Source organism: Mongoliitalea lutea (assembly GCF_014652135.1).
Lineage (GTDB): Bacteria > Bacteroidota > Bacteroidia > Cytophagales > Cyclobacteriaceae > Mongoliitalea > Mongoliitalea lutea.
In genome coordinates, this window is sequence record NZ_BMYF01000015.1 from 49,376 (window position 1) to 75,808 (window position 26,433).

At 40.0% G+C, this 26,433-nt stretch carries 18 protein-coding genes; 7 read left to right on the forward strand and 11 right to left on the reverse strand.

Features of this window, described 5'->3' with window-relative positions:
• Positions 1 to 3 precede the first annotated feature (3 nt).
• The 3 genes from IE080_RS12485 to IE080_RS12495 all read right to left on the reverse strand — a co-directional run bounded on the left by IE080_RS12485 (position 4) and on the right by IE080_RS12495 (position 3,788).
• Entirely contained in the window at positions 4 to 1,404 is a 1,401-nt protein-coding gene (locus IE080_RS12485; protein ID WP_189582956.1) for an MBL fold metallo-hydrolase RNA specificity domain-containing protein, read from the reverse strand.
• Between the two features lie 120 nt (positions 1,405 to 1,524).
• Positions 1,525 to 3,438 carry a PspC domain-containing protein gene (locus tag IE080_RS12490; RefSeq protein ID WP_189582958.1) on the reverse strand — a complete coding sequence of 638 codons (1,914 nt, stop codon included), beginning with the start codon at positions 3,436 to 3,438 and terminating at the stop codon, positions 1,525 to 1,527.
• The gene (locus IE080_RS12495) at positions 3,435 to 3,788 is read right to left on the reverse strand and encodes a PadR family transcriptional regulator (RefSeq protein ID WP_229800623.1); all 354 of its coding nucleotides are present in this window, start codon (positions 3,786 to 3,788) and stop codon (positions 3,435 to 3,437) included. Before IE080_RS12495 ends, IE080_RS12490 begins: the two co-directional genes overlap by 4 nt.
• 361 nt (positions 3,789 to 4,149) lie before the next feature.
• Between IE080_RS12495 and IE080_RS12500 the strand changes: the two genes are divergently transcribed.
• Positions 4,150 to 5,262, forward strand: coding sequence for a putative type IX sorting system protein PorV2 (locus tag IE080_RS12500; protein ID WP_189582961.1), 1,113 nt, complete (start codon positions 4,150 to 4,152; stop codon positions 5,260 to 5,262).
• A 3-nt stretch (positions 5,263 to 5,265) separates the two neighbouring features.
• On the forward strand, positions 5,266 to 10,296 hold the full coding sequence (porU2, locus tag IE080_RS12505; RefSeq protein WP_189582964.1) for a putative type IX secretion system sortase PorU2: 5,031 nt from the start codon (positions 5,266 to 5,268) through the stop codon (positions 10,294 to 10,296).
• Position 10,297: 1 nt separating this feature from the next.
• Here porU2 and IE080_RS12510 read toward each other — a convergent pair whose 3' ends face one another.
• Positions 10,298 to 10,993, reverse strand: a complete 696-nt coding sequence (locus tag IE080_RS12510) for a VTT domain-containing protein (RefSeq protein ID WP_189582967.1) — start codon at positions 10,991 to 10,993, stop codon at positions 10,298 to 10,300.
• 78 nt (positions 10,994 to 11,071) lie between these two features.
• Between IE080_RS12510 and IE080_RS12515 the strand changes: the two genes are divergently transcribed.
• Positions 11,072 to 12,220 carry a cystathionine gamma-synthase gene (locus tag IE080_RS12515; protein WP_189582970.1) on the forward strand — a complete coding sequence of 383 codons (1,149 nt, stop codon included), beginning with the start codon at positions 11,072 to 11,074 and terminating at the stop codon, positions 12,218 to 12,220.
• Positions 12,221 to 12,222: 2 nt separating this feature from the next.
• Here IE080_RS12515 and IE080_RS12520 read toward each other — a convergent pair whose 3' ends face one another.
• Genes IE080_RS12520 through IE080_RS12535 form a run of 4 tightly spaced genes read right to left on the reverse strand, consistent with a single transcriptional unit; the run spans position 12,223 to position 19,975 of the window.
• Positions 12,223 to 13,056, reverse strand: a complete 834-nt coding sequence (locus IE080_RS12520; protein WP_189582973.1) for a hypothetical protein — start codon at positions 13,054 to 13,056, stop codon at positions 12,223 to 12,225.
• A 3-nt stretch (positions 13,057 to 13,059) separates the two neighbouring features.
• Positions 13,060 to 14,004 (reverse strand): Smr/MutS family protein, encoded by a 945-nt coding sequence (locus IE080_RS12525; RefSeq protein ID WP_189582976.1) that lies wholly within the window; start codon positions 14,002 to 14,004, stop codon positions 13,060 to 13,062.
• Positions 14,001 to 15,302, reverse strand: a complete 1,302-nt coding sequence (locus tag IE080_RS12530; RefSeq protein ID WP_189582979.1) for a cryptochrome/photolyase family protein — start codon at positions 15,300 to 15,302, stop codon at positions 14,001 to 14,003. The genes IE080_RS12525 and IE080_RS12530 overlap by 4 nt, the downstream gene beginning before the upstream one ends.
• A gap of 11 nt (positions 15,303 to 15,313) precedes the next feature.
• On the reverse strand, positions 15,314 to 19,975 hold the full coding sequence (locus IE080_RS12535; protein ID WP_189582982.1) for a translocation/assembly module TamB domain-containing protein: 4,662 nt from the start codon (positions 19,973 to 19,975) through the stop codon (positions 15,314 to 15,316).
• A gap of 13 nt (positions 19,976 to 19,988) precedes the next feature.
• Here IE080_RS12535 and tsaD point away from each other — a divergent pair, with 13 nt between their 5' ends.
• The 4 genes from tsaD to IE080_RS12555 all read left to right on the forward strand — a co-directional run bounded on the left by tsaD (position 19,989) and on the right by IE080_RS12555 (position 24,195).
• Complete coding sequence (gene tsaD / locus IE080_RS12540; RefSeq protein WP_189582985.1) at positions 19,989 to 20,996, forward strand: tRNA (adenosine(37)-N6)-threonylcarbamoyltransferase complex transferase subunit TsaD; 1,008 nt, start codon at positions 19,989 to 19,991, stop codon at positions 20,994 to 20,996.
• Positions 20,997 to 21,141: 145 nt separating this feature from the next.
• Complete coding sequence (smpB, locus tag IE080_RS12545; RefSeq protein WP_189582988.1) at positions 21,142 to 21,609, forward strand: SsrA-binding protein; 468 nt, start codon at positions 21,142 to 21,144, stop codon at positions 21,607 to 21,609.
• 56 nt (positions 21,610 to 21,665) lie between these two features.
• A complete protein-coding gene (locus tag IE080_RS12550) occupies positions 21,666 to 22,178 on the forward strand; it encodes an HNH endonuclease (protein WP_189582990.1) in 513 nt (170 codons plus the stop codon).
• 133 nt (positions 22,179 to 22,311) lie between these two features.
• The gene (locus IE080_RS12555; RefSeq protein WP_189582992.1) at positions 22,312 to 24,195 is read left to right on the forward strand and encodes an amidophosphoribosyltransferase; all 1,884 of its coding nucleotides are present in this window, start codon (positions 22,312 to 22,314) and stop codon (positions 24,193 to 24,195) included.
• A 35-nt stretch (positions 24,196 to 24,230) separates the two neighbouring features.
• Here the strand turns inward: IE080_RS12555 and IE080_RS12560 are convergent, their stop codons facing one another.
• From IE080_RS12560 to sucD, 3 genes are all read right to left on the reverse strand, one after another.
• A complete protein-coding gene (locus IE080_RS12560; RefSeq protein ID WP_189582994.1) occupies positions 24,231 to 24,599 on the reverse strand; it encodes a hypothetical protein in 369 nt (122 codons plus the stop codon).
• 127 nt (positions 24,600 to 24,726) lie between these two features.
• Positions 24,727 to 25,266, reverse strand: coding sequence for a menaquinone-dependent protoporphyrinogen IX dehydrogenase (gene hemG / locus IE080_RS12565; RefSeq protein WP_189582996.1), 540 nt, complete (start codon positions 25,264 to 25,266; stop codon positions 24,727 to 24,729).
• A 165-nt stretch (positions 25,267 to 25,431) separates the two neighbouring features.
• Complete coding sequence (gene sucD, locus IE080_RS12570; RefSeq protein WP_189582998.1) at positions 25,432 to 26,313, reverse strand: succinate--CoA ligase subunit alpha; 882 nt, start codon at positions 26,311 to 26,313, stop codon at positions 25,432 to 25,434.
• Positions 26,314 to 26,433 lie beyond the last annotated feature (120 nt).

The following is a 26,433-nucleotide window of genomic DNA, read 5'->3' on the forward strand; positions in this document are numbered from 1 at the left end:
CCATTAGATACCGTCAAATAACTCGAAGCTCTCCAAATATTCAGGAACAATTGTATTCCAATGCATTTCTTCCTTGAGCTTCTCCGAAAGTACGCTAGAGGCCTCTTCCTCCCCATGTACAAGAAAGGTGACTTTTGGTTTGCTCACAAACCCCTCGCACCATTCCATCAATTCATGTTGATCTGCATGTGCAGACATTCCATCTATATAATAAACAGATGCTTTTACCGGCACATCAATCCCATACATTCGTGAAGTAGTGTCTCCGTCCAAAAGTTTTCTTCCTCGAGTCCCTTCTGCCTGATAACCAACAAATATGAAGCTGTCCTGCTCATTGGGTAGTCGATTGTATAGATGATGTACAATCCTCCCTCCAGTAGCCATGCCACTAGCAGAAATAATGATAGCATCCCCTCGGATTTGATTGAGAGAAATAGACGACTCTTGTGAACTATAATAGTGTAATAGTTTGTGAAAGAATGGGTTTGCTTCCGATTCCTCTATCATGGCACCTAATCGATGATAGTGGGCAAACTCTTTATACAATTTGGTTACATCGATAGCCATGGGACTGTCCACATAGATAGGAATGGATGGGATTTTCTCTTTTTGAATCAGGTAATGCAGGTAGTATAATAGCAACTGCGTACGACCTACTGCAAAAGCAGGTATGATAGAGACTCCTCCTTTACGGTAAGTTTCACGGATTGCCCTTGCCAATTCGTCTTCTGGCTTATGATTTTTTTGTAGCCGGTTTCCATAGGTAGATTCCAAAATCAATACATCTGCAAAAGGTACTCTACATGGAGGATTGAATAGAGGGTCTTGATACCTTCCCAAATCACCTGAAAATACGATCTTCTTTTCTTGATTTTTTCCCTGAATAGTGATTTTTAGGATTGCAGCTCCTAAGATATGCCCAGCTGGAAAAAAGGTGATTTTCACATGAGGAAAAATCTCTATCCGCTCTTCCATTGCTACACCTTGGAGAAGAGGAAAGACCCGCTCCGCATCTTCTGTTTTATAGAGTGGTTCCGGTTTCTGGTGTCGAGAATATCCTTTTTTCTGGGCAAAAGAAGCTTCTTCTTCTTGTAACTTACCGGAGTCCAATAGTAATATTTTTGTTAACTCAATTGTAGGGTTGGTACAGTAGATTGGCCCTCTGAATCCTTCTTTGACCAATTTCGGTAAGTAACCCGTATGGTCAATATGGGCATGCGTAAGAACTACAGCATCAATTTCCGATGGGCTTACCGGGAAAGACTCCCAATTCCTATTTCTCAACTCCTTTAATCCCTGAAAAAGACCGCAATCAATCAGGATTTTGGTATGGTCAATTTCTAACAGATAACGAGAGCCAGTAACTGTTTTGGCACCGCCCAAAAATTTAATTTTTACTTTCATGGCTTGGGTTTACTTGTTAAGCCAAGTTAGTTGAAAAAAATTAAAATAATAGCCTCTATTGCAAAAGAAAACGCCTTTTTCTTACGCAAGAAAAAGGCGTTTTCTTTCATGATTGCGGGATTAATCCCTTGTTGCAAATGGATATTTTTCCCTGAATTTTGCAATGGAAACACTATCAGCTGTGGTTAGCCGTGCGTTGCCATCACAGGTGATGCACAGTAATCCCCGTTCGTTGAAGACAAAGTAATTGTCTGGGGATAAATCCCGGACTTTGTATCCATTTCTATAGAGGGTATTTCGAATGATAGGAGCAATGGAAGGGTCCATGATAAAGGCTTTTTCATAAGGTATTTCCAAACTCATTTGAAGCTTTTGTGCTCTAAAGACTGCCAACTCACTCAGGTTCCAATAGGTAGGAAGGGTGAGAATGGAGTCTTGAAACTGATACTTATATTGGATGGATTTTGCATGTGTTCGTGCATCTTCTTTGTTTTTACCTCTAGCTTTAAAATCCATCGTGAGTGTGGTTTGGTCAGATGGGACTCCCTTAAGTTGAATAGTAACGCCTTCCAAAAAGCCTTCTTCTGTCCATCCATCTTCACCTTTCAATACAAGGACTTTATCGCTTGGATTGAGTTGATAGGTCTCTTGATGTGTAACTTCTGTACTAAAGTTTTTCAAAACTTTTGGCACTTGGAAAACACTGACCCCAAGGGAAATTAACCAGAGACCCAATAAGACTAATCCGAAATGTCCTTTAATGATATTTCTTTTAGCTAATACCGATATTCCCAGTAGGACGATCACCAATCCAGGGATAGCAATCAAACTTGCCACTGCAATAGCTAACCAAGAAGGTGCAATGTCAGTAATCCATTCCATTGGAATATCTCCCAAATTGACCCCACTTCCCAAGACGGTTTCAGGGAGCACCGCAAAATAAACTCCCAACATCAGGACTGGTGTCAGCATCAAAATCAAACCAAATAGGAAGACGAAAACTCCGAAAAGGATGCGGAAAATGGCAAGGATAACCATTCCGATAGGTCCTAATGCTTCTCCTAAGCCATTGATGACCTTTCCCAGAAATCTAAAAGGTGCCAGTAGCGCTTTTTTTCCAGGGCTTTCTTCCGAGACCACCCCTGGATTCATGTTTTCTTTGATCGTATAATCGATATTGTCCAAGGTGATTGCTCCACCTTTCATCTGAATTCGTTGGGTAATAGATGTGGCTTGGGGCGTGATGATCCAAAGAATAATGTAAATTACTAATCCCGAACCGCCTGCAAATATCAGGGCTATGAAAATCAAGCGTGCCCAAATCACTTCGATTCCAAAGTAGGCTGCAACTCCTGAGGCTACTCCACCTAAGGTCCTGTCGTCTGGATTTCGGTAGAGTTTTTTAACATTTTTATCTTCCGGCTCCTCAAAGGATGTTGGTAGCATGATCCACATTACCACATAAGCAAGTACTGCCCAAATCCCAATGGAAAATCCAATTTTCATGTTCCATGGGAGTATATCCCAGTCTGGATTGAAGTTCAACTTGCCGCTGAAAAACAATAAGATTGCGATTAATCGTACCCAAAGTGCATCAATCGCCAAATAATGGGCTATTCCAGCACAAACTCCACCAAGGATTTTCCTGCTTTCGAGTCGGGTCAATTTTTTATACCCTTTTCCATTATTCTCAGGAGGTGTTACATACTTGTAGAAATCTTGTTGGGTATATGCTTCTTTTGTGTCCTGATCTTCTGACAAATCTGCCTCAGCGGCTTTGAAGTCTGCAATGGTTCCCATTTTTTCAATAAGAGCCGTTACATTTTCTTCCGTGATTACTTGTTTGTTGTTTTTCAGGTTTGATAGAAATATTTCTGCAATACGGTTTTCAATATCAGCAATTATCTCCTGGTAATCTGTGTAAGCTGAAAAGTGCTTATTGATGGAGTCCAAATATTTTTTCAGCGTGCTGTACCCGTCTTCTTCTATATGAAAGAGTATGCCACTGATATTGATGCTGAGTGTCTTTTTCATAATGCTGGGTGTTTAGAAGTGATGAGTGCAAGTGATGATGTGAGTGATTGCCATGTTCCTTGGAGCTTTTTTAAGTAATCCAACCCTTCTGCTGTCAAGGAGTAATACTTTTTTGGAGGCCCTGGTTCTGTGACATCAGACCGGACATGTACCAAGTTTGCTTTTCGGAACTTATAAAGCAGCGGGTATAAAGTACCCTCAGCTAAAATTAGCTCAGCGTCCTTTAGCTCTTCTAGCATATCAGAGGTATAGACCTCTCCTCTGGATAATATTTCTAAGGTGCAGAGCTCCAGTATTTTTCTGCGTAGTTGGGTGATTGAAGTGTTCATATCTGTTGGTTTCTTTTTCATCAAGGGCAGATTGAGCGGTTTTTCCGTCTCTCTCTGCCTGATACAAGAGAAAAATTATACCAAAACTTTTTTCATAGCTTCATCAAAGGTTAACTAAGCATTCCAATTTTAGGATAATCACTTATATTTCTATCAAATTAGCTCAAATTTAAAGATTTACCCAAGGACAGACCAGTAGAATCATGGAAGAAAAAAATCCTCTCGAAAAAAAGTTTGTGTACAGATAGCAATGGAAATTAAAATTCTGGACAGTTAATTGACCGATTTCGTACACTTTGCATTTCTTTTTTCTAATAATTGGACTTTTATCTTTTTGTATCTAATTTATTTTTATTTTGCATATAAGAATTCCAAGTTGTACATGTCCAAACCGGGGCTCCTTTTATTTCACCTTTTCTTCCTTCTGGTGGGAGGGGTTTATGCTCAGTCTATCGCCCCCAAATATTCTAATGAATTCATGAATATTGGAGTCGGGGCCCGTGCTTTAGCCATGGGTGGAGCACAGGTCTCTTCTGTAAGGGATGTAACTGCCGCTTTTTGGAATCCAGCTGGTTTGTTGGGGATTAAAAATAAGCATGAGTTTACTCTGATGCATGCAGAGTACTTTGCGGGGATCGCTAAATTTGACTATCTGGGGTATAGTACAAGTTTGGATTATGATAATCAGATTGCCGTTTCTCTCATTCGATTTGGCGTAGACGATATACCGGATACACGCTTCCTTTACGACGCTAATGGTGCACTAAACTATAATAATATTCAGTTTTTTAATGCGGCGGATTATGCCTTGTTATTGTCCTTTGCCAAAGATTTCAGCGATGAATTCAAGTTTGGTGTCAATGCTAAAATCATTCATAGAAATGTGGGTAGATTTGCCCAAGCATGGGGCTTCGGGTTGGATGTAGGTGGGATTTATTTATTGGATGATTGGAGGTTTGGGGTAATGTTGAAGGATGTTACCAGTACCTTCAATGCCTGGTTTCATAATGCAGACATGGTGAGAGATATTTACTCTCAAACGAATAATGAAATCCCCGTAAACTCTATAGAGCTTACCTTACCAAGAGCAATTTTTTCAGTTACTAGGGACGTGCAGATTACAGATGAAATAGGGGTTCAGGGGGTAATCGATTTAGATTTTACCTTTGACGGTCGGAGGAATACAGTATTACGGACAAGCTTGGTTTCTTTTGATCCTAGAATGGGCTTTGAGGTAAATTATAGCAATAAGTTTTTTCTCAGGGGTGGTGGAAGTAATGTGCAGCGTATAAAGGATTTTGATGGCTCATTTTATACCTCTTGGAAGCCAAGTTTTGGTTTGGGCGTTTTTCTGAGTGAAAAGTTTTTTATTGATTATGCCCTTTCCGATATTGGAGGGATATCACAGACACCCTATTCTCATATCGTATCAGTAAAAGTCAGTTTGAAAGAATTGGATGGGCGCTACAGGATCAATAAAGGTTGGAAAGATTAACATATGAACAGGAAATTTGTCATAGTATTTTTATTGGGTTGGTTGCTGTCACATATCTCGATGGCACAAAGTGACTGGATTGATTTTTCAAAAACATATTTCAAAATACCAACCTCACATGATGGCATACATCGAATCAACTTTGCGGCACTAGCTTCTGCGGGTATTAATCCTTCCGTAATTAACCCTAATCATATTCGAATGTATTTTCGAGGGGAAGAAATAGCAGTGCATATTGAAGGTGGTCAAGATGGTTCTTTTGATCCTAATGATTACATAGATTTTTTTGGCAAAAGAAATGATGGGACTTTGGATGCAAATCTGTATAAATCGCCTAGCCATGTTGGAAATATAGCTTATAATACCCATAATGACTCAACGGCTTTTTATTTGGTAATTACGCCTGGAATTAACGGACGTAGAATGATCCAACGTCCTCTCCCCCAATCCTCTGGGGCAAGATTAGAAAGTTACAAAGACGAATACTTTGAGGTCTTTCATGAACAATATAATCTAAGTAGATTGTACAGTCCTGGCGTTAGGGTCGCAGAATACGAAGAAGGTCAAGGATGGATGAGTGCTCCTATAACTAAATCTGCACCCTTAAATTTAAACCTGACTAGTCTTGGGCAAATAGCAGAATCCGGGTTTGCTACCTTAGAAATTGGCCTGACCGGACGTTCTGAAAATATCCATTTATCAGTCATCAGTGCAGGGCCTTCATTAGGAAGTTTACGTGAAGTTGGACGATTTGAATTTGATGATTATCAAGCGATTCATCGGTCAATTGACTTGAAAGTTGATGATTTTGACCGAAATGGAAATCTTAGAGTACAGATTGCTAGTCAAGGCCCCCAAACTGTTGATAACGTGTCAATTGCTTATCTTCGACTAACTTACCCTAAAAAAGTAACTCCTGGAGGCCGAATGCGGGAATATATAATTACCGATGAAGGGGAATCTATTATTGAGTTTTCTCAAGTAATTGGGAATTATTATGCTTATGATGTTTTAGATCCACTAAACCCAGAGCAAATACCTGTTCAATCAGATGGTTCCACCATTAGATTACAAGCTCAAACTCAATTTAAGTCAAGCAAGATTTTATTACAGAGTAATGCTGATATTACACCTGTTGGAACGTTGGTGCCTACGCGTTTTCGTGATTTTTTGTCAGTACCTGCAGATTTTATATTGATTACGCATCGTTCCTTGCGGAGACCAACCCAGACGTATGCAGATCCTGTTGTGGCTTATGCAGCTCATCGAGCCTCTCCAGCTGGCGGTAGTTATGATACATTGATAGTCAATATTGACGAGTTATACGATCAATTTACTTTTGGCGAAAAGACACCAAATGCTATTTTTAAGTTTTTAAAACAATATTACCCCAAGTATAAACCTGAGCATATGCTTTTGATAGGTAGATCCGTTGGGATATTTGCAACTGCCCGTGAAGGGAATACTAACTTTTTTTATCGACAGCGCCCTTCTATTTTTAGTTTTCAAGATATGATTCCGCCAGCAGGATATCCCTATGCAGATAATAATTACGCGATGGGTTTGAATCCAGAAGATCCCTATGTCGGTGAGGTAGCTATTGGCAGATTACCCGTAAGGAACTCTCAGCAAGTGGCTGATTATTTGGATAAAGTTAAAGAAAAAGATGCTTTAGGATACGATGCTTCGTGGCTGAAAGACATAGTACATCTCAGTGGAGGTATAAGTGCGTTTGAACTACAGCGTTTTTATAATTTTTTGAATGGTTTTAAAACGATAGCAGAAGGTAAATTTTTGGGAGGCAATGTCACAACTTATAGAAAACGTTCAAATTCCACCATTGAGTTAATTGATATTACAAGTGATGTAAACAAAGGTCTTGGTCTCATTACATTTTTTGGTCATGGGGCACCAACTGTAATAGATATTGAAATTGGGTTTGCATCGGATCCGACAGTTGGTTATAATAATCAAGGAAAATACCCAGTCTTACTTTTGAATGGCTGTGATGCTGGAAATGCATTCGGGAATGCATACACTTTCGGTGAAGATTGGATAGTAACTCCGAAAAAAGGGGCATCAAATTTTTTAGCACATGCTAGCTTGGGTATTGATGTATTTTTAAGGCGGTATTCTGAAGCTTTCTATTTTAATGCATTTGCTGATTCCACAATGATTCATAGACCTGTTGGTGTGGTTAAAAGAGAAACAGAACGAATGTTTTATCGATTGTACGGAGATTCACCTGTCAATCGATCACATGGGGAACAGTTGGTAATGCTTGGTGACCCAGCAGTTCGAATGTTTCCAGCCAATAAGGCGGACTATTCTGTTATAGAGTCAGAGGTCTATTTGGGAGCTTATGAGGGAGATATCTTCAATGCTTTATCAGATTCTCTGGAGCTGAAATTTGTCCTGAGAAATCTTGGTATTGTCAATACAGATTCAGTCAATTTTAAAATCAGCAGACGACTTCCGGATGGAACGGATATTACCTATCCGTTGAAAAAAATTGCAGGAGTCTTTAGAAAAGACACCATCAGTTTTGCAGTTCCTAACACAGGTTTACCAGCTTTTGGTGAGAATACATTCAGTATAGAAATCAATACTGATCGAGCCATTCCTGAAATGACATTCATGAATAACCTGATTACCGTCAGTCGTTTTATTCCTTTGAGTGGTACCATTCATTTGTTGCCAAGTTCTTTTGGGATTGTCAATGAACGGGAAGTCGAATTGGTTGCGCAGATACCTGGAAAATCTATTAATCAGCGGACGATTGTGGTGCAGATTGATACATCTCCTACATTTAATAGTTCTAACCGTCGGGAGAATAGGATTACGACTACCAATATTTTGAGTTGGAAATTGGACTTGTTCCAGAATATACAAGCGAGAGATTCCTTGACTTTCTTTTGGCGAACGCGATTCCTTCAACCGCAGGAGGGCGAAAGCAATGAATGGACAAGCAGTAGCTTCTCTTATATCCGAAATGGTCCGGAAGGCTGGACGCAGCGAGAAGTTGCCGAATTACAGACTAACATCTTGGATAATGTGGTCTTTGATGCCAATCAACGCAGATGGAATTATCAGACCAATTCGTTGGATATTGGAGTGTTTACCTTTGGTAATCAGGCAGACTCACTTACCTTTAGAAATACCCAATTTTATCTAGATGGGGTTCCATACATTATTGATAATGTCAACAATGCCAATTCTCGTTTATGTCCAGATGGTTCACTTGGTTTGGTAGCATTTGAACAAAAGTCTTTGACCCCGTATTTGGTGATTCCTGTTCCTGGTTTCGATATTTTGGATGGTCGTAGCTGTGGTCGGGTACCTCAGGTAATTCAAAGTATACGGAATGCCCAAATCAGTAATCCTGGACAAACCTTTTTGATTGATTATATCAATGGTTTAAGGGATGGGGATTTTGTGGTTATTTTCTCTGTAGGCAATGTCAATTATGAACAGTGGCCTGATATTGCTTTCCAAAAGTTGAGAGAGGTCGGGGCGAATGAGGCCGTATTGAGAAATCTGAAAAATGGAGATCCATACATCCTTTACGGACAAAAGGGTATGCGGCCGGGAGAGGCCGTAGAAATCGTAGCTCAACGAGGAATAGAACTGGAAACGAATGAGCAAATCATTGAGTTTGAAATCTCAGTTGAAGGTTATTTTACTTCTGGGTCAATTATAACTCCCCGAATTGGACCGGCATCTGATTGGAAACTATTCTTTAACCGGATCAATCGTAGAGATTGGTTTAATGAAGAACTTTCCCATTTTGATGTCATTGGTGTGAGGGCTTCCGGTGAAGAACAGGTGTTGCTTTCCAATGTCAATGAAAGTTTGGCTGATTTGAGTTTAATTAATCCGGCTACCTATCCATTCCTACGCTTGCGGTACGCTATGGATGATCCTAATTCCACCGCACCATCTCAGCTGACCAAGTGGCAGGTTAATTTTACTGGGGTGCCTGAGGGAGTATTGTTATTTAAAAACAGAGATGAAAAAATCACCCTCCAAGAGGGACAAGAAGTTGTATTGAAGTTTGAGTTTTTGAATATTTCTAAATATGATTTCCTCGACTCAATTCAGGTAGATTGGAAAATAAGGAATACCACCTCAAGAACAGTCCTGAATTTTACTCGGAAATTCCCTGCTTTGAAGGCTGGTGAAAAGTTTGAATTTGATGTGCTGTTTAATTCTATTGGGAAACCGGGAGAAAATGAAATTGAGGTTTTTGCCAATCCAAGAATTCAAATGGAACAGACTTTCCGCAATAACTTGATTGATTTGGGAGAGTATATCACAGTGATACCAGATAATACGACAGCTATTTTGGATGTAAGTTTTGATGGGGTGTATATCATGGATGGGGATATTGTATCTCCTTCCGTTATGATCACCACCTTGCTTAAAAATGAGCAAAGTTTGATTTTGAAGCGGGATACCCTTGGCCTAGAAATGTTCTTGCGTAAGCAATGTGAGGGCTGTCAGTTTGCAAGGATAAACTTCTCCGACCCTCGGGTATTCTGGACAGAAGCTACCGAAAATTCTGGATTTAGAATAGAAATGCGCCCCGGTCCATTGGAGGATGGGATGTATACCTTACGGGTAGTGACAGAGGATTTGGGTGTAGATAGGCCTTATGAGATCAATTTTGAGGTAATCAATGAAGCTACTATTACCAATTTCTACCCTTATCCTAACCCTTTTAGTACGAGCGTTCGCTTTGTATTTACCGTTACAGGAAATGAAGTGCCGGATCAGATTAAAATTCAAATCATGACGGTAACAGGAAGAGTAGTCCGAGAGATTTTGCAGGATGAATTGGGACCACTACGAATTGGTAATAACCTGACTGAATATGCCTGGGATGGTCGGGATGAATTTGGGGATCAATTGGCCAATGGTGTGTATATCTACCGGGTGTTGGTTCGTAAAAATGGAGCTTTTGTAGAATTGAGAAATACTGCTGGAGACCGGGCCTTTAGGCAAGGGTATGGTAAAATGTATTTGCTTCGATAAGCTAGTTTCTCGAGCGGATCACTTTCCAAATTCCCCAAGTACTGACAATCAGGAATCCGATAAATATCCAAATCTTCAGCCTATCATCCCCTTGGTTGATGGCATCAAAAAGGTCATTGGCAATAGTACCTGTGTAAAAAGCTACTAAGGTGCGTGGCAACATACCGATGGTTCCCCAAATAAGTAATTTCTTCCAGCCAGTTTGCACAAATGCAAATAGGAGATTAGATAAAGCAAAAGGAATTACCGGACTTATCCTTATGAAAAAAATCAATTGAGGGATGCTATGAGAACGCTCTGCAATGGCTGTTCCTACTTGAGGATAGCGTTTGATCAAGAAATCTAATCCTTCTTTGGTAACCATTCTGCCCCAAAAATAGCCTAGAAGAGATGCTGCTGCATAGGAAGCTACCAGCCAAGGAATTATTTTCCAGCCAAAAAGGAAACCAGAAAATACAGCAACCATAGTAGTCGGTAGCAAGGCAAGTCCCATTAGGAGTGTCAGAAAAATACAAGTAACCAAGAGGGAAAACGGATTCAACCAAGGGAATTTCGCTAAGTAGTTGCTCCCTTTCAAGACCAATGGCGTAGCTATCAAGGTTCCCAAACTTGGCATGATGCTGACCCATAGGATCGCTAGGCCCAAAAACAAATTCTCTTGGATGCCAGTTTTAAATTCCTTGATAATACTTCTCATTTTTGTCATCTTTGGGCTGCCAAGGCGCAAGAAAAGAAAAAAAACAGAAGTAAACCCATAAACTTTCACAGTTGACTTATGAAATTCGGAACAAAAACCATACATGCTGGTGTAGAACCAGATCCAAGTACAGGAGCGATCATGACCCCAATCTTTCAAACGTCCACTTATGTGCAACGTTCTCCGGGAGATCATCAGGGCTATGAATACTCCAGAACACATAATCCTACCCGTACAGCTTTACAGAATAATCTCGCAGCCTTGGAAAATGGCAAATATGGCCTTTGTTTTTCCTCAGGTTTGGGAGCAATTGATGCGATTATCAAATTGCTGAACCCAGGCGATGAGGTAATCTCCACGAATGATTTGTACGGTGGGTCTTACCGCATTTTCACCAAGGTTTTCCAGCGCTATGGAATAAAATTCCATTTTGTATCCATGGAAGACCCTGCTTCTATTGAGGCATCCATCAATGAAAATACCAAGCTGATTTGGGCAGAGACCCCTACTAATCCTATGATGAATATTGTAGATATCAGCAAGATTGCAGCGGTAGCCAAAAAACATGGAGTCTTGTTAGCGGTGGACAATACCTTTGCTACTCCTTTTTTACAGAATCCCTTGGATTTAGGTGCCGATATCGTCATGCATTCGGTTACCAAGTATTTAGCAGGCCATTCGGATGTGGTCATGGGTGCGATCATTGTCAATGACGATGATTTAGCAGAGCGATTGGCATTTATTCAAAATGCATGTGGCGCTACTCCAGGACCTCAGGACTGCTTTTTGGTGCTGAGAGGTATCAAGACCTTGCATATCCGGATGGAACGTCATTGTCAAAACGGAAAGACCATTGCGGCTTTTTTACGAACACATCCTATGGTAGATAAAGTGTATTGGCCAGGATTTGAAGATCATCCCAATCATCAGGTGGCTAAAACACAGATGAGGGATTTTGGAGGGATGATTTCTTTCACCATTAAAGGTAACCGCATAGAAGATGCTAATAAAGTATTAGAGAACCTTCATTATTTTGCATTAGCAGAGTCATTAGGCGGAGTAGAATCTTTATGTGGTCACCCTGCGACGATGACGCATGCTTCTATCCCTAAAGAAGAGCGGGAAAAAGTTGGCTTGGTTGATTCCTTGATTCGTCTTAGTGTGGGAATAGAGGACGCGGACGATTTGAAAGAAGATTTAAAGCAGGCACTCGCAAAGATTGGCTAAGTTTAGCGGATAATGTTATTAAACAAAAACCTACACTCCTTCTCTACCTGAAGTGTGTAGGTTTTTTTGTTTTCCTTTAGTTTTGAAAGCAGGTCTAAATATTTTTTGGAAACATTCTCCTTATCGGAAAGATAGCTGATCATGTGTTGCATCAGCAAATGATTTTCATACCAGTCCAGGAGGTTCTTCTGAAAAGTGGTCAAGTATACGTGGACAGCAGAAACAAATATTGGATTGAAACCAATTTCAATTCGTATATTTTCCAAGGCCGTAATAACACGCACACCTTCGTAAATATCTTTGATGCCTTTGTATTCTAGCTTGTGTTTGTTTTCCAAATTGAAAAACTCCAACTCTTCCTCAATGATTTTGGTCGTAGCAGTGTTGATGGCCAATGGCTTGATGCCATGACTATACTTGTAAGCCTCCTCGTATAGATCTTCCCAAATTTTCAAAGGAGCACCCACAATCATATCGTAGACCTCCGTGTAAAGTCTATTTTTTTCAGAAAGTAAGAATTTTTCGTAGGAATTGAAGGTTTCACCAGTGCTTACTTTGTAAATCTCCAACTGAGCAAGAATAATCCGGATATGCTTGACCTTCTTTAGGCCTTTGAATATTCCTTTGAAAGGAGAAAAAACCTGAAACTTCAACTGATCTTCTTTGAAGTGAATCTTGGCTAAAAGGTCCACATAGATTTCCAAAAAAATGAGTTTTTGCTCCAATTCTACAGCTTTCTTTCCTCTGAATTGCTTGCTTAGTGCATTGAACAGCGATTTTCCTTCATGAAACTGCTGATGAAAAGGCTGAAACAGCGGGGAGAGTTTACCTTGCATGGCTTATGAAATTCTGACTAAGGTTGCCCCATATCCAAATGGGCTTTTTTGTGTGTCCTTAAAGTACTTAATATTTGGCAATTGACTCAAATATCTGTGAATTTCTTTTCGAAGAACGCCATTTCCTATCCCATGAATAAAAGATATTTCATCCATCCCCCCTGCAATTGCATAGTTTAGATTCTTTTCAAATACCTCGAGTTGCAGTTTTAGCATCTCGGAATTGCTCATCAGGTCATAATCTTTGGTGAGTTTTTCAATATGCAAGTCCACTTCTTTCGGAGGTCTGGGGAAAGAAGGGGCTGCTTTAGGTTGAATTGTTTGCAATTCCTGATTCAAAGATTGAATATCCAGCGGTTTTGCTTGTTCGGTAACATTGAATACATAACCGGTTTTATTTAGGACTGGAGCCACCCCTTTGCTTTTGAAAAAGGCAGATGCTTTGAATTTGTAGGTTTTGGAAACGATTGGTTCGGTTTTCTCAATCTTTTTATTGATTGTAATCAGCTGAACCATCAGATTTGGCCATTCTTCAAAGTCCCGAATATTTTTTTCAGTGATTTTATGAGACTTGGATGGTAGAAGCGTGTCTGCTACGATTGTCTGAGAATTGCTCCCAAATACTTCGGAAACTACTACTAAATAACTCTTTGAGGAATTATTTGAAATATAAACCGCGTGTGCTTGGTCATTGAGTGGGATGTAGCTCAAAAACACCCCAGAATCCTTACTACTGACGGCTTGTTGCTTTTCAGAAATTACAGGGATCTCTGCTTCTTTTTCACCAAAAAGGATCCTCTCAGATGCAGAAATTACCACTACCTCATTTTTGAGTGCGGGGATTCTAAACCCATCTTCAATTTCTATTTCTACTTTAGAACCCGAAATTTTGGTTATTACCCCTTCTTCGTTTCCGTGGAGCAAGCGGACTTTATCGCCTATATTCATGAATTTAATGCCTCTTTGTATGTGCTGATTGCCCGTTCACGAGCAAATTTATGATCAACCATGGGTTTTGGATATGCTGATGTTCCATATTCAGGAACCCATTTTTTGATGTATTTAAGTTCTTTGTCAAACTTCTCCGTTTGGGAGTCCGGATTAAATACCCGGAAGTAAGGCTGTGCATCGGTTCCTGTGCCAGCTGCCCATTGCCAGCCCCCATTGTTGGAAGAAAGCTCGAAATCTAAGAGTTTTTTTGCAAAATATGCTTCTCCCCATCTCCAATCAATCAACAAATGCTTGGTAAGGAAGCTGGCTACGATCATTCTGACACGATTATGCATGTATCCGGTAGCGTTTAATTCGCGCATACCTGCATCCACGATCGGAAAGCCTGTTTTTCCATCACACCATTTTTGGAAATCCTCTTCACTGTTTCTCCAAGGAATTTCATCATAGGCTGGCTTAAATGCTTTATCCACCACCTGTGGGTTATGGTACAAAATCATCATGTAAAACTCTCTCCAGATCAATTCATTGAGATAGGTAGCGTTCAACTTACTGGCCTCTAAAGCTAATTTCCGCACAGAAATGGTTCCAAAGCGAAGGTGAATTCCCAATCGAGTGGTCCCATTGATCGCGGGAAAATTTCTGACCTGATCATATTTTTGGATCAAAGCCTGATTGATTTCCAAGGGGGGAATTTGAATAGAGCTAGCCTGGAAGCCCATATCTTCCAAACTTGGAATAGAAATAGCGTCAGTTTGAAAAAAAGTATTATTTGAAGGATTCAAGGATACTAATTGAATGGTGGCTTTTTGGAATTTATCCAACCACACCCTGCTGTAAGGGGTAAATACTTTGTAGAAATCACCACTTCCATTGACGATTTCCTCTTTTTCAAAGATTACTTGGTCTTTGAAATCCAAGAATTGTATGCCTTTTGTGTCCAATAGGTTTTTGACTTCCAAATCTCTACTGATGCCGTAGGGCTCATAATCCCGATTGGTATAGACATTCAGGATGTCATACTTTTCCATCAATTCTTGATAGACTTCCAAAGGCTTCCCGTATTTGACTAAAATTGAACTGCCGAATGCAGCCAATTCTTGAGATAGTCTTTGGATTTGTTGGTGAATAAAAGTAACCCTCGCATCAGTTTTATCTTCCAAATCGTCTAGGATTTCCCGATCAAAAATAAATAAAGGCAATACATTTTTTTCTTGGGTATAGGCATGATATAAGCCTCGGTTGTCTTCTAATCTAAGGTCTCTTCTAAACCAGAATATACTTACTTTTTCCATGATAGCTATTTTCATTGTAGAAGATGATAGCTTCCAAAAATGTTTGCATGATCATCTTCTTTTCTGTAGAAATTTGAGCGAGATGTGCTCTTTTTTTCAGATTCTTGAAGTTTTTTCTCTAGGTTTTCTAATGGAATCTCGGTCCATCCTTCTCGGTATTCCTCTCTTAGAAAATCGTCAGAATCATTGATCAAGTCAAAGGATGTTCTTCTATTTCTGATGCGATTGATCAGTTCTGAGAATGAGTTGAAGGAAAGATTCTGAGATAAGGAAACACCATAAGTGGCTACATTTCTCGCCAATGAAAGAGAGGTAAAGGTATTGAAATTGTTTCGGTTATAGATCCGCATACGGTAGCGTCCATCTTCTGTAAGTAAGTATTCCGCTTGCCAATCGCCTGCAATGCTATTTAAGTCAGCATTGCCCTGTAAATCTGTAAATCCACCGTCACGGGTCACCCGAAGTCTACCGTCAAGGAAGGTGTAGGCTACACGTAGCTGGAAAGTTTCCAAAGCGCTCTGATCCAAATTTGCCAAATCAATATCCACTTCCAGGTTTTGATCTACCTGTGCGATAAAAGAGTTGAGTTGGGAAGAAAGTAATTGGCTTAAATTGGAAGTAGCAATGTTGGAAACACCGGAGAATTGTCCTTCTGGAGAGAGTGAACGCATCATGATGACAGAGAAAACCTGCCTGTTTTTCTCTTGCTCATCATTGGCAATACGGTTTTGGAATGCTGAGATATAGGTTTGCACATTTCCCTCTGAGGGGAATTGCCCAAAGTCAAAATTGAAGGTGATCTCAGGGGATAGTAAATTCCCTTGCAAATCCATTAGCACACGTAGCGGCCATCTTCTGCGCATTTGTGGATCGTCGATGGTCGCATTTGGGTTGTTTTGGAGATTTTGTAAGGAGACAGATTCCTGATAATAGGCTTTGATGTCCATGATTCCCTCAAATGGATCTCCAAACCAGGAAATTCTACCACCAGGCTGTACAATGAACTCCTTATTGATAATATTATAGAGTGAGAAGTTGTAGCGTGCTTCCGTTATTTCATAATTCCCATTCATGGAGAAATTTCCTTGGGTATCGATGTTCAATGTCAAGACCCCTCTTCCTCGGCCTTGGATACTTTCCCCTGTTCTTGGGTCAATGGATATTTCAGCATAAGCATCCGGGGTAAGGTCTAAGACAAAATTCATCCGGACATTATTAATTGCCAGCTTTTCGATGCTGTCTTCGAAGGATGCGGCAACCTTACTGGAATCCCGAACATTGATAATGGTGATAAAATCTTCTTGGGCTTGGGTAGATGAAGTTCCAAAAGGAATAAATATTCTCGTATTAGGTTGAGAGGTGGCTCTCGCCACGATATCCAAGTTGTTGGCAGCACCAAATATCTCCAAGGTTCCTGTTGCATAGGCGGTTCCATAAAACAGATCATTGTCACGGATGCTGGTATTTAACACTTGGAAGTTTTCAAGATTGGAACGGATATCTAGAATGAAATCAGAAAAATAATCATGAGAAATGCCGCCTCTCATCCGGGCACGATTTCCATTGACATCTTGAATGACAAGCTCACGAAAGCTGATTTCATTTAAGGTGGAAAGTAGATTACCATCAATGGTATAGTAAGTATTCAGGTAATTGATAAGCAGTTTTCCTTCATTTACTCTTCCTGTTCCATTGATTACCGGAAAGTTCAGAGAGCCTTCAATACTAAAGTCCCCGGTGACTGTACCATCAATTTGAGTGATATAATCTGATAGGAATGGTTCGATAATTGATAGATTTGCATCTTTTAAGCTCGCATTCAATCCTATGTTTTGTTCTTCCTCATTGTTTCCTAGGTAGCCTTTGATTTCAATTACTTTTTGACCGTTTCGGATATTTTCAATCTCCAAATTGATATTGTTCTCGGCAGAATAGGTGGAAGCTAAGATATCTCCGATCAAAAAATTATTGATTAACATCTCATCTATCCGAAGCTCACCTAAGACCAGCAAGGATTGATAAAAATTACTCAGGGCAAACTGTCCATTGGCAATTCCCTGAAAGTCTTTGGTGCTCAGTGTATTGAAAAAGTCCAGATTCAATTGATTAATCTCCAGACCTAACACAGCTTCAGGATTAGAAGCGGATATCTGACCTGCCAGGGAAATGAATTGTGCTTGGTTAAAAAGTTTCAGGTTATCTACCAAGATGTTGTTTCCAGTGATGAAAATTTGATTGTTGGGATCAAATCTCCAGATTTTATCAAGAATTTTCAGTTCGGATGGGGAAAATATTATCTCTGTATGATCAGGGAAGATGGTGATTTCATTATCGACTCGGATGTAACTTCCTGACTGCAATTGGTCTTGGCTGTAGGACAGACCCACCTGATTTTCATCCCAGATAGCCTCGATTGCTAAATTGTCAAAGGTTAATCCCGATCGTAGCTGTTGGGTTTTGGAATAAATGTAAAAAGAAGCCAATACATCAGATGAATTTACCAGTTTGGAAGTATTGAAGTCGATATTATTGTTGAAAAAGAAATTTTCCTGGTAGTAAATTGAATCAATGCTGGAGAAGAAATTCAGGATGGTATTGTCAGGTGTTTGATAGAATGCGCCTTCTATCAAGGTATTTTTAGAAATCGAAATCCGGGGTTCCACCAAGTTGATAATGGGATTGATATCGATGAAATTAAGGTTGATGTCAATATTGTAAGGGTCTATTTCCTTTTTGTTTTGAAATTCAATTTTATCAGTAGCGTTAGTCAGGATGGCCAAATATTCTGAGCTTAGATCTTGTACATCTTCTATGAGTTGCGCTACCTTGAAGTTGCCATTGATACTAGCTACAAGCAAGTCTGAATTAAGGGAAATTAATCGGGAGGATTCTGTGAAAAGGGATTGGAAAAAGAAATTGTCGATGTAAAGGTTTCTCCCTTCATAGCTGAGGTTAACATTTTTGAAGCGGGCGATTCCTTCAATATCATCCAAGGTAATCCCCTTAGTATCCATTTCTATTTCTCCACTGACAAATGTTTCCCTATCCACAAAATTTAACTCCTTCAGAAAGGCCGTATCTATTTTTACCTGTAGTTGAATGGAATCTTTTTGCTGTCGTAGATCTAGAACCCCATCAAAAGAGGCCTTGAGATTTGGGTCGTTGACTTTGAGATTTCCTTTGAACAAATCACGACCGTAGGTTGCCGCAGTTTGAATATTGACGTAGTTATACCCATTAATTCCTGCGCTACGGATGTCGGCATCTACTTCCAACAAGGTATTGGCAAGCGTCAGTCCTTTACCCTTGATATTTCCTGTAAGATTTACTTTTTGAAACCGTTCCCGGTCTTCCAAAAGAATCCCCATATCCAGGTTTCTGAGTTCCACACGGCCATTGTAGGTGGGCTCGTTGTTGACTTTTCTGTAGTTTAAGCGGCCAATGAGTGTTCCGATTGCTGTACGGAAATTCCCATTTGCCGTAAAAAAGTCCAAGTATCCAGAAAAGTCAGTGTCAAATCTAATATCCCGAAATTTATTTAACTCTTGCCTACTTTCCTCACTGATATAGGGCGCAAGGTCTGCACTGTTTAGGATAGAGTTCATCAGGGACATTTTAAAAAATGTTTGATCTAGATAAGGCAGACCATCAATATCAAACTTTCCAAAGAGTGCGCTTCGTTGCCCAAATCTAATGAGAAGCTGCTCGGAGAAAAGTTTCTCTACGGTACCTCCGATTTCTCCGCTTAAGGTAATTTTGTCATCAAACTCAGGTAGGGTAGGTGCAAAGATCCGTAAATCACGCAAATGCAAAATCGTCTCGTCCAAGCGTGCAGTTAAGCTTACTTCTTGGTTGAAATTAGATAAAGCATCTAGGGACTCGTAGGAAAAAAGAAGGTATTCTTTAATTTCAGTTTGATTGGAACGGAGGTACAGTCCATCGAATTCCATAAAAGTAGGCGTATAAGTGAAAATAGTCTTGAGTTGCTGAAACTCCAAACCAGAATTGGCCTCTACGCCTCTTAAATAGTTGAGTTTGAAACCAATTTCTGGGCCTTTACTGTAAAAATTATCTGCATCAGCAATCAAGTTTCTGAAGTTAAGGTTGTTGTGATCAAAACCATCCGTGACAGGCGTTGCTCCATAATTAAGGATATCCACAGAGGTGTTTTTGAAATTAATGTTGGTGATGGTGAATTTCACAGGTTCCTTTTCAGGGTCTCTTGGGGTACCTGGAAAAAGGTCGTTGATTCGTGCAATAAATTCAGAGATGTTGAGGTAAGATTCCTGTGGATGGAACAATAAACGAACATTTCCTTCTTCCATTTTTATTTGATCCACAGCTGGATTTTTACGGTCAAACAATCCCTTGATAGAAAAATCAATGTAAACCTCCCTCAAGTCCACCATCAAACTGTCGTGATGGTCAAGAATACGGACTTCTTCCAAGCTTACGGCATCCCACCAGCGGATTTTTACCCGATCGATACTGGTTTCAAAGCCTGTCCTTTCACTCAAATAATTGGTTAGTACCGTTGAAAGTCTCGTTTGAATTGCTGGAATTTGTAAAAGTCCGGCAATGAGAATTAACAGTAATACAAGAAAGACCGTTAGCCTTGTCAGTAGCTTCAAGGCTTTCCATAAAAATTCCGTAACTTTCCGCTTCTTTTCCAAGGGTCAATCTCAAATGAAAATAACTATTCTCGCCATCGAATCATCCTGTGATGAAACGTCCGCAGCTATTATTTCTGATGGCAAAGTACTTAATAATATAATCGCAACGCAATCTGTCCATGAAAAATATGGTGGGGTTGTTCCTGAGTTGGCTTCCCGAGCCCATCAGCAGCACTTGATTCCTGTCATTCATGAAGCAATAGCATCTTCAGGTATTGCCAAAGAAGAATTATCTGCGATAGCTTTTACGCGAGGTCCAGGGCTAATGGGTTCCCTAATGGTGGGGGTGTCATTTGCTAAAGCTATGGCATTTGCCTTGGACATCCCATTGATTGATATCAATCATATGCAAGCGCATATTTTGGCTCATTTTATTGAAGATCCTAAGCCTAAGTTTCCATTTATTTGTTTGACGGTCAGTGGAGGGCATACGCAATTGGTCTTGGTGAAAGACTACTTGGATATGGAGGTCATCGGAGAGACAACGGATGATGCAGTTGGAGAAGCCTTTGACAAGACGGCCAAACTTATGGGGTTACCATATCCCGGAGGTCCTTTGATCGATAAATATGCCAAAGAAGGAAATCCAAAGGCATTCGAATTTCCGGTATCTGATATGCCAGGTTTGAATTTTTCTTTTTCTGGTATCAAAACTGCGGTCCTTTATTTCCTAAGAGATCGATTAAAAGAAAACCCTCAGTTTATTGAAGAAAACTTGGCAGATATAGCGGCGTCTGTTCAATACACCTTGATCAAAATGCTGATGCAAAAGCTTAAAAAAGCAGCCAATCAGTACAAAATCAAGGAAATCGCTATAGCTGGTGGAGTTTCTGCCAACAGCGGTTTGCGGGATGAATTAGCATCCTTGGCCCAAAAGCATCATTGGAATGTCTACGTGCCAAAATTTGAATACTGTACAGATAATGCGGCTATGATCGCAATGGCTGCGCATTACAAGTATTTGAAAGGGGAGTTTGTGGGCTTGGATGTAGTGCCGGAGGCGAGGATGAAGATTGGATGAAGCGAGAGATTAGAAGCGAGAGACGAGAAGTGAGAGACGAGAAGTGAGAGACGAGAAGTGAGAGATTAGAAGCGAGAAGTTTGATGCGAATAAAAAATCAATAGCCCTGAGTTTTAACTCAGGGAAACCAAATTGAGGAGTAACGATGACAACGAAGAAAAATAGATTTGAGAAAATCATAAATATCAAGAATAAGAAGGCAAGTTTTGAGTTTGAATTCATTGATAAATATGTGGCGGGGATTCAGTTGAAGGGGACAGAGATCAAATCCATCCGGGAAGGTAAGGTATCTTTGACAGAGGCCTATTGTTATTTTAGGAGAGGGGAGTTGTTTATCAAGCAAATGCACATTGCCCCATACTCCATGGCAGCGAGTTATAACCACGATGCTGTCCGAGAGCGTAAACTTTTGCTCAATAAACAGGAATTGGATAAAATTGAAGGAAAGTTTTCTGAAAAAGGTCTGTCCATAATTCCTGTTCGGGTTTTTATCAATGACAAAGGGCTGGCAAAGGTGGAAATTGCCTTGGCAAGAGGTAAAAAACTACACGACAAACGCGAAAGCATCAAGGCAAAAGACACCAAACGGGAGCTAGAAAGAATGAAGTTTTAAAAACATTCCTTTTGAACAACAGGTTTTTCCACACAAAGATTTTATATTAGTGGGTGATGGAAAAACGAGTATTGGTGTTGAATTTGGATCACAGGCCCGTGGGCGTTGTCACGGTGCAGAAAGCGCTTGTTCTTTCATTTTTAGATAAGGTGACTACCTTAAGCCATTTTGATAATTTGTCGATTCGAACCGTCAGTCAAGAATTTAAATATCCTGCGGTCATCCGCTTGAATGAATACAAAAACATTCCGTTTAAAAGTGTACTCTTAAATAGGAATAATTTATTTAAACGAGATGGAAACGAATGCCAATATTGTGGGTCAACCAAAAACCTGACTATTGATCATATCATTCCAAAATCAAAAGGAGGAAAGACAAGTTGGACAAACTTGATTACCGCTTGTAATCGCTGCAATGTCTATAAAGGAGATAAATCACCCGAGCAGTCCGGTTTGAAATTGCGTTCTCAGCCATTTAAACCTACCTTGAGCTTTTATTTGGCTGAATATGCAATGCGTAATGCGGAGGAGTGGATGCCGTTTTTGGATGTAAAGATTGCCAAGGTATAAATGTTGAAGAAAAAGGTTTTATGTAGAATCCGCACTTGTGACGAAATAAAAGTGAAATCAATTTTTTAAAGCTTCTATAAACTTCTAAAAAAGAGCTACCTTTGCATTCTCCAGGATATTTTGCCCAAATCAAATGAGTGATCAAATCAAGCACGAGTGTGGTATTGCCATGATTCGATTGAGGAAAGACCCTCAATATTACCTAGATAAGTACGGTTCACCGCTTTTTATCCCTAATAAGTTGTATGTATTGATGCAAAAGCAGATCAATAGGGGACAAGATGGTGCAGGTGTGGCCAATATCAAAATCAATACATCTCCAGGGACTCGTTATATCAGTCGGTACCGTTCGATAGAGCCTCAAGCAGTCAATGATATCTTCGAAAAAATCCAGAAGAAATATAAAAAAGCGAAAAAGCAGGCAGGAGAAAAAGGTATCTTGGATGCAGCTTGGTTGAAGGAAAACATTGCTTTTACTGGGGAGGTTTGGTTAGGCCATCTTCGCTACGGAACCCACGGAGAAAATAGCATAGAAACATGCCACCCATTTTTAAAGCAAAATAACTGGAGAAGTAGGAATTTAGTCATGGCTGGAAATTTCAACATGACCAATGTAGAGGAACTTTTTGATAAATTAGTACAATTGGGACAGCATCCCAAAGAAAAGACTGATACCGTAACAGTCATGGAAAAAATCGGGCACTTTTTGGATGAAGAAAACCAACGGATTTTTGACAAATACAAACACGAATATACCAACGAGCAGCTGACGCATATCATCGAAAATGAATTGGATGTGGCAAGGATTCTTCGGAGGTCTTGTAGAGACTTTGACGGAGGATATGCAATGGCGGGTATGATTGGAAATGGAAGTAGCTTCGTTGTAAGAGATCCTTCAGGGATTCGTCCGGCGTATTACTTTGCAGACGATGAGTTTGTTGTAGTGGCTTCCGAAAAGCCAGCTATCAAGTCAGCATTCAACGTTGATTATAATGAAATTAAAGAAATTCAACCGGGGCACGCCTTGGTCATCAATAAAAACGGATCTTACGCAGAGCATGAAATTCTACCTGCCCGTGAGCGCAAGTCGTGTAGTTTTGAGCGTATTTACTTTTCAAGAGGTACAGATCCGGATATCTATCGGGAGCGGAAACTGCTCGGTAAGGCTTTGATTCCACAGGTATTGAAGGCGATTGATTTTGATCTGAAAAATACAGTTTTCTCATACATTCCCAATACTGCCGAAACAGCCTTTTTGGGAATGATTGAGGGGTTGGAAGATTATTTGGCAGCTAAGAGAAAAGAGATTCTATTAGAGGGTAAGCCTCACTTAGAAGATTTGGAAGAGTTGCTCAATTTCCGTCCGAGAGTTGAGAAGTTGGTGAGTAAGGATGTGAAGTTACGGACATTCATTACCAATGACTCGGATAGAGATGCCATGGTAGCGAATGTGTACGATACCACCTATGAGGTAGTCAGGGCAGGTATTGATACCTTGGTGGTAATTGATGACTCCATTGTGCGCGGTACCACTTTGGAGAAAAGTATCTTGACGACTTTGGATAAGCTAAATCCCAAGCGGATTGTGATAGTGTCTTCTGCTCCTCAAATCCGATATCCTGATTGCTATGGTATTGATATGTCCAAGATGAAGGACTTCATTGCTTTTAGAGCAGCTGTAGCCTTATTAAAGGAACGTGGGATCGATAATTTGATGGACCAGGTATATGAGAAGTGTACTACGCAGCAGATTCTGACCGATAATTATGTAAAGGAGTTATATGCACCCTTTACCGATCAGGAGATCTCAGATAAAATTGCAGAAATCATTACTACACCTGAAATACGCGCAGAGGTCAAGGTATTGTATCAAACAGTAGAAAATCTCAATAAATGCATACCAGATCACTTAGGGGATTGGTATTTTACAGGCGATTTCCCGACTTCGGGAGGTATGCGTGTGGTTAATCGTGCATTTGCCAACTATATGGAAGGTAAAGTGGTACGAGCGTATTAAAAAAGAAAAAATCAACGCTTATATATAGCCTTTCTCTAAACTCTTGTTGGTGAAAGGCTATTTTTTTGAAATTCTTCTGCCAGAAAATTTTCTAGCTTCTCTTTTGTAAAAGCTCCGCGGACATACCTTGCTCGATTATTGGTAAGCTTGATTTTTAAATACACATTTCCCAATCTATTTTTTACTCGGATCGATTGGATTTTTGAAAATGGAATTTCATTTGAAAAATCTCGCATGAGGTACAAAATGATGAGTATAGCGTTTAAAAGACAAATAAAGATTCCAAATTCTGAAATAAACCCTTCCGTAAAAGATTTATAAATCATTGACAGTCCAAGTAAAAATCCCATAGAACCCAAAAATATTTGGGTGTATTTTTCCTTTTTAGCATTATCCTCAATCAAGATTCTATTCGAATCAAAGACTATTTTCCCATGCTCTGTGTAAAAAGTTCTCATAAGCTTGCATCAATAAGTTCCTAAACTAATAAAACTTAGCTAATGACTGAAGTGATCTGCTTAAAATAAGTACTTATTTAAGGCTGTGCCATTTTTTGGCAAAGGCATCTACAGCTTCCCAATCTGTGTATTCTATATCGGTGTTTGGGTCAGTAGGCCCTTTGGTTAATTTCATAATCAGACGGATCAGTAATTTATCCCAAAAAGAATAGATTTTGTAATTCAATTGGCCTGCAAAAACTGCTGTTACCGTAGGTTTCCAAGGAATGGTTTGAAGAAATTTGATGACATAGGGATTGGTGTTGTAGCTACTTTTTTCTTTTTTTCTAGCTACCAGATTGACGGAAATGAATGCAGCTGTCTTGGTTTGGAGTATTTGATGCTCCTGATGTATAAGCGCAGTTATCTCCTGATTGTGCTTACCATAGCGAATGCTAGAGGCCAAAATTATTTTAGAAAATACATCTAATGAAAGTTCCTCCTGTATAAAATCTTCTATACTCAGGAGTTTGACTTCTTCCTTGAACTCACTCAGAAGAGATTGGACATACTCGCAGATCTTTTTAGTCTGACCATCGACGGAGGAATAGATGATGATGGTTTGTGGAGGCATAAATGATTATGATGGCTCATGTAATTTATTCAAAATATAATCAGAAAAGGAGTATTTCAATAGTTAAAAAGTGAACCCATCCTATAGAAGTAAAAAACCCGAAGAATTCACCTCGGGTTTTATTATCATTCGCTAGCTATTTAAGCTGGTAATTGTATTAGTCGATTAAGCTTCTACGCCCAAAACCTTCGCCATTACGGCGCCGATTTCAGCAGGAGAATCTACTACGTGGATACCATTTTCTCCCATGATACGCATTTTTGCAGCGGCTGTGTCATCAGCACCACCAATGATAGCACCTGCGTGGCCCATTCTACGTCCTGGAGGCGCTGTCTGACCTGCGATGAACCCTACTACTGGCTTTTTGTTACCATTTTCACGGATCCATTTTGCAGCTTCTGCTTCATAGTTTCCGCCGATTTCACCAATCATAACGATAGCATCTGTTTCAGGATCTTCCATCAACAATTGCACAGCATCTTTGGTAGATGTACCAATAATTGGGTCACCACCGATACCAATCGCTGTAGATACTCCCAATCCTGCTTTGGCGATTTGGTCAGCAGCTTCATAAGTCAAGGTCCCTGATTTGGAAACGATACCTACTCTGCCTTGCTTAAATACGAAACCTGGCATAATTCCAACTTTCGCTTCTCCTGGAGTAATTACCCCTGGACAGTTAGGGCCGATCAATGTAGCGCCTCTTTCTTTGATGTAAGGCTTAGCTTTCATCATGTCAGCCACAGGAATTCCCTCAGTGATGGCAATGATAACTTTGATACCTGCCTCAGCAGCTTCCATGATAGCATCCGCTGCAAAAGCCGGTGGAACAAAAATGATGGAAGTGTCTGCTCCTGTTTTTTGAACAGCCTCTTCTACAGAATTAAACACGGGTTTTTCCAAGTGGGTAGTCCCACCTTTTCCCGGAGTCACACCACCTACTACATTGGTGCCATATTCTATCATTTGCTGTGCGTGAAAAGAACCTTCCGAACCGGTAAAGCCTTGCACGATCACTTTAGAATTCTTGTTGACTAAAACACTCATCTACGGTTAATTTTTAGTTTGTCACAAAATTAAAAGAATACCGTCTACTGCAAAAAGAAATGATAAACATTATCCATATAATTTCCACTTACCATAACTTTTTCTAATTTAGTCGGTATT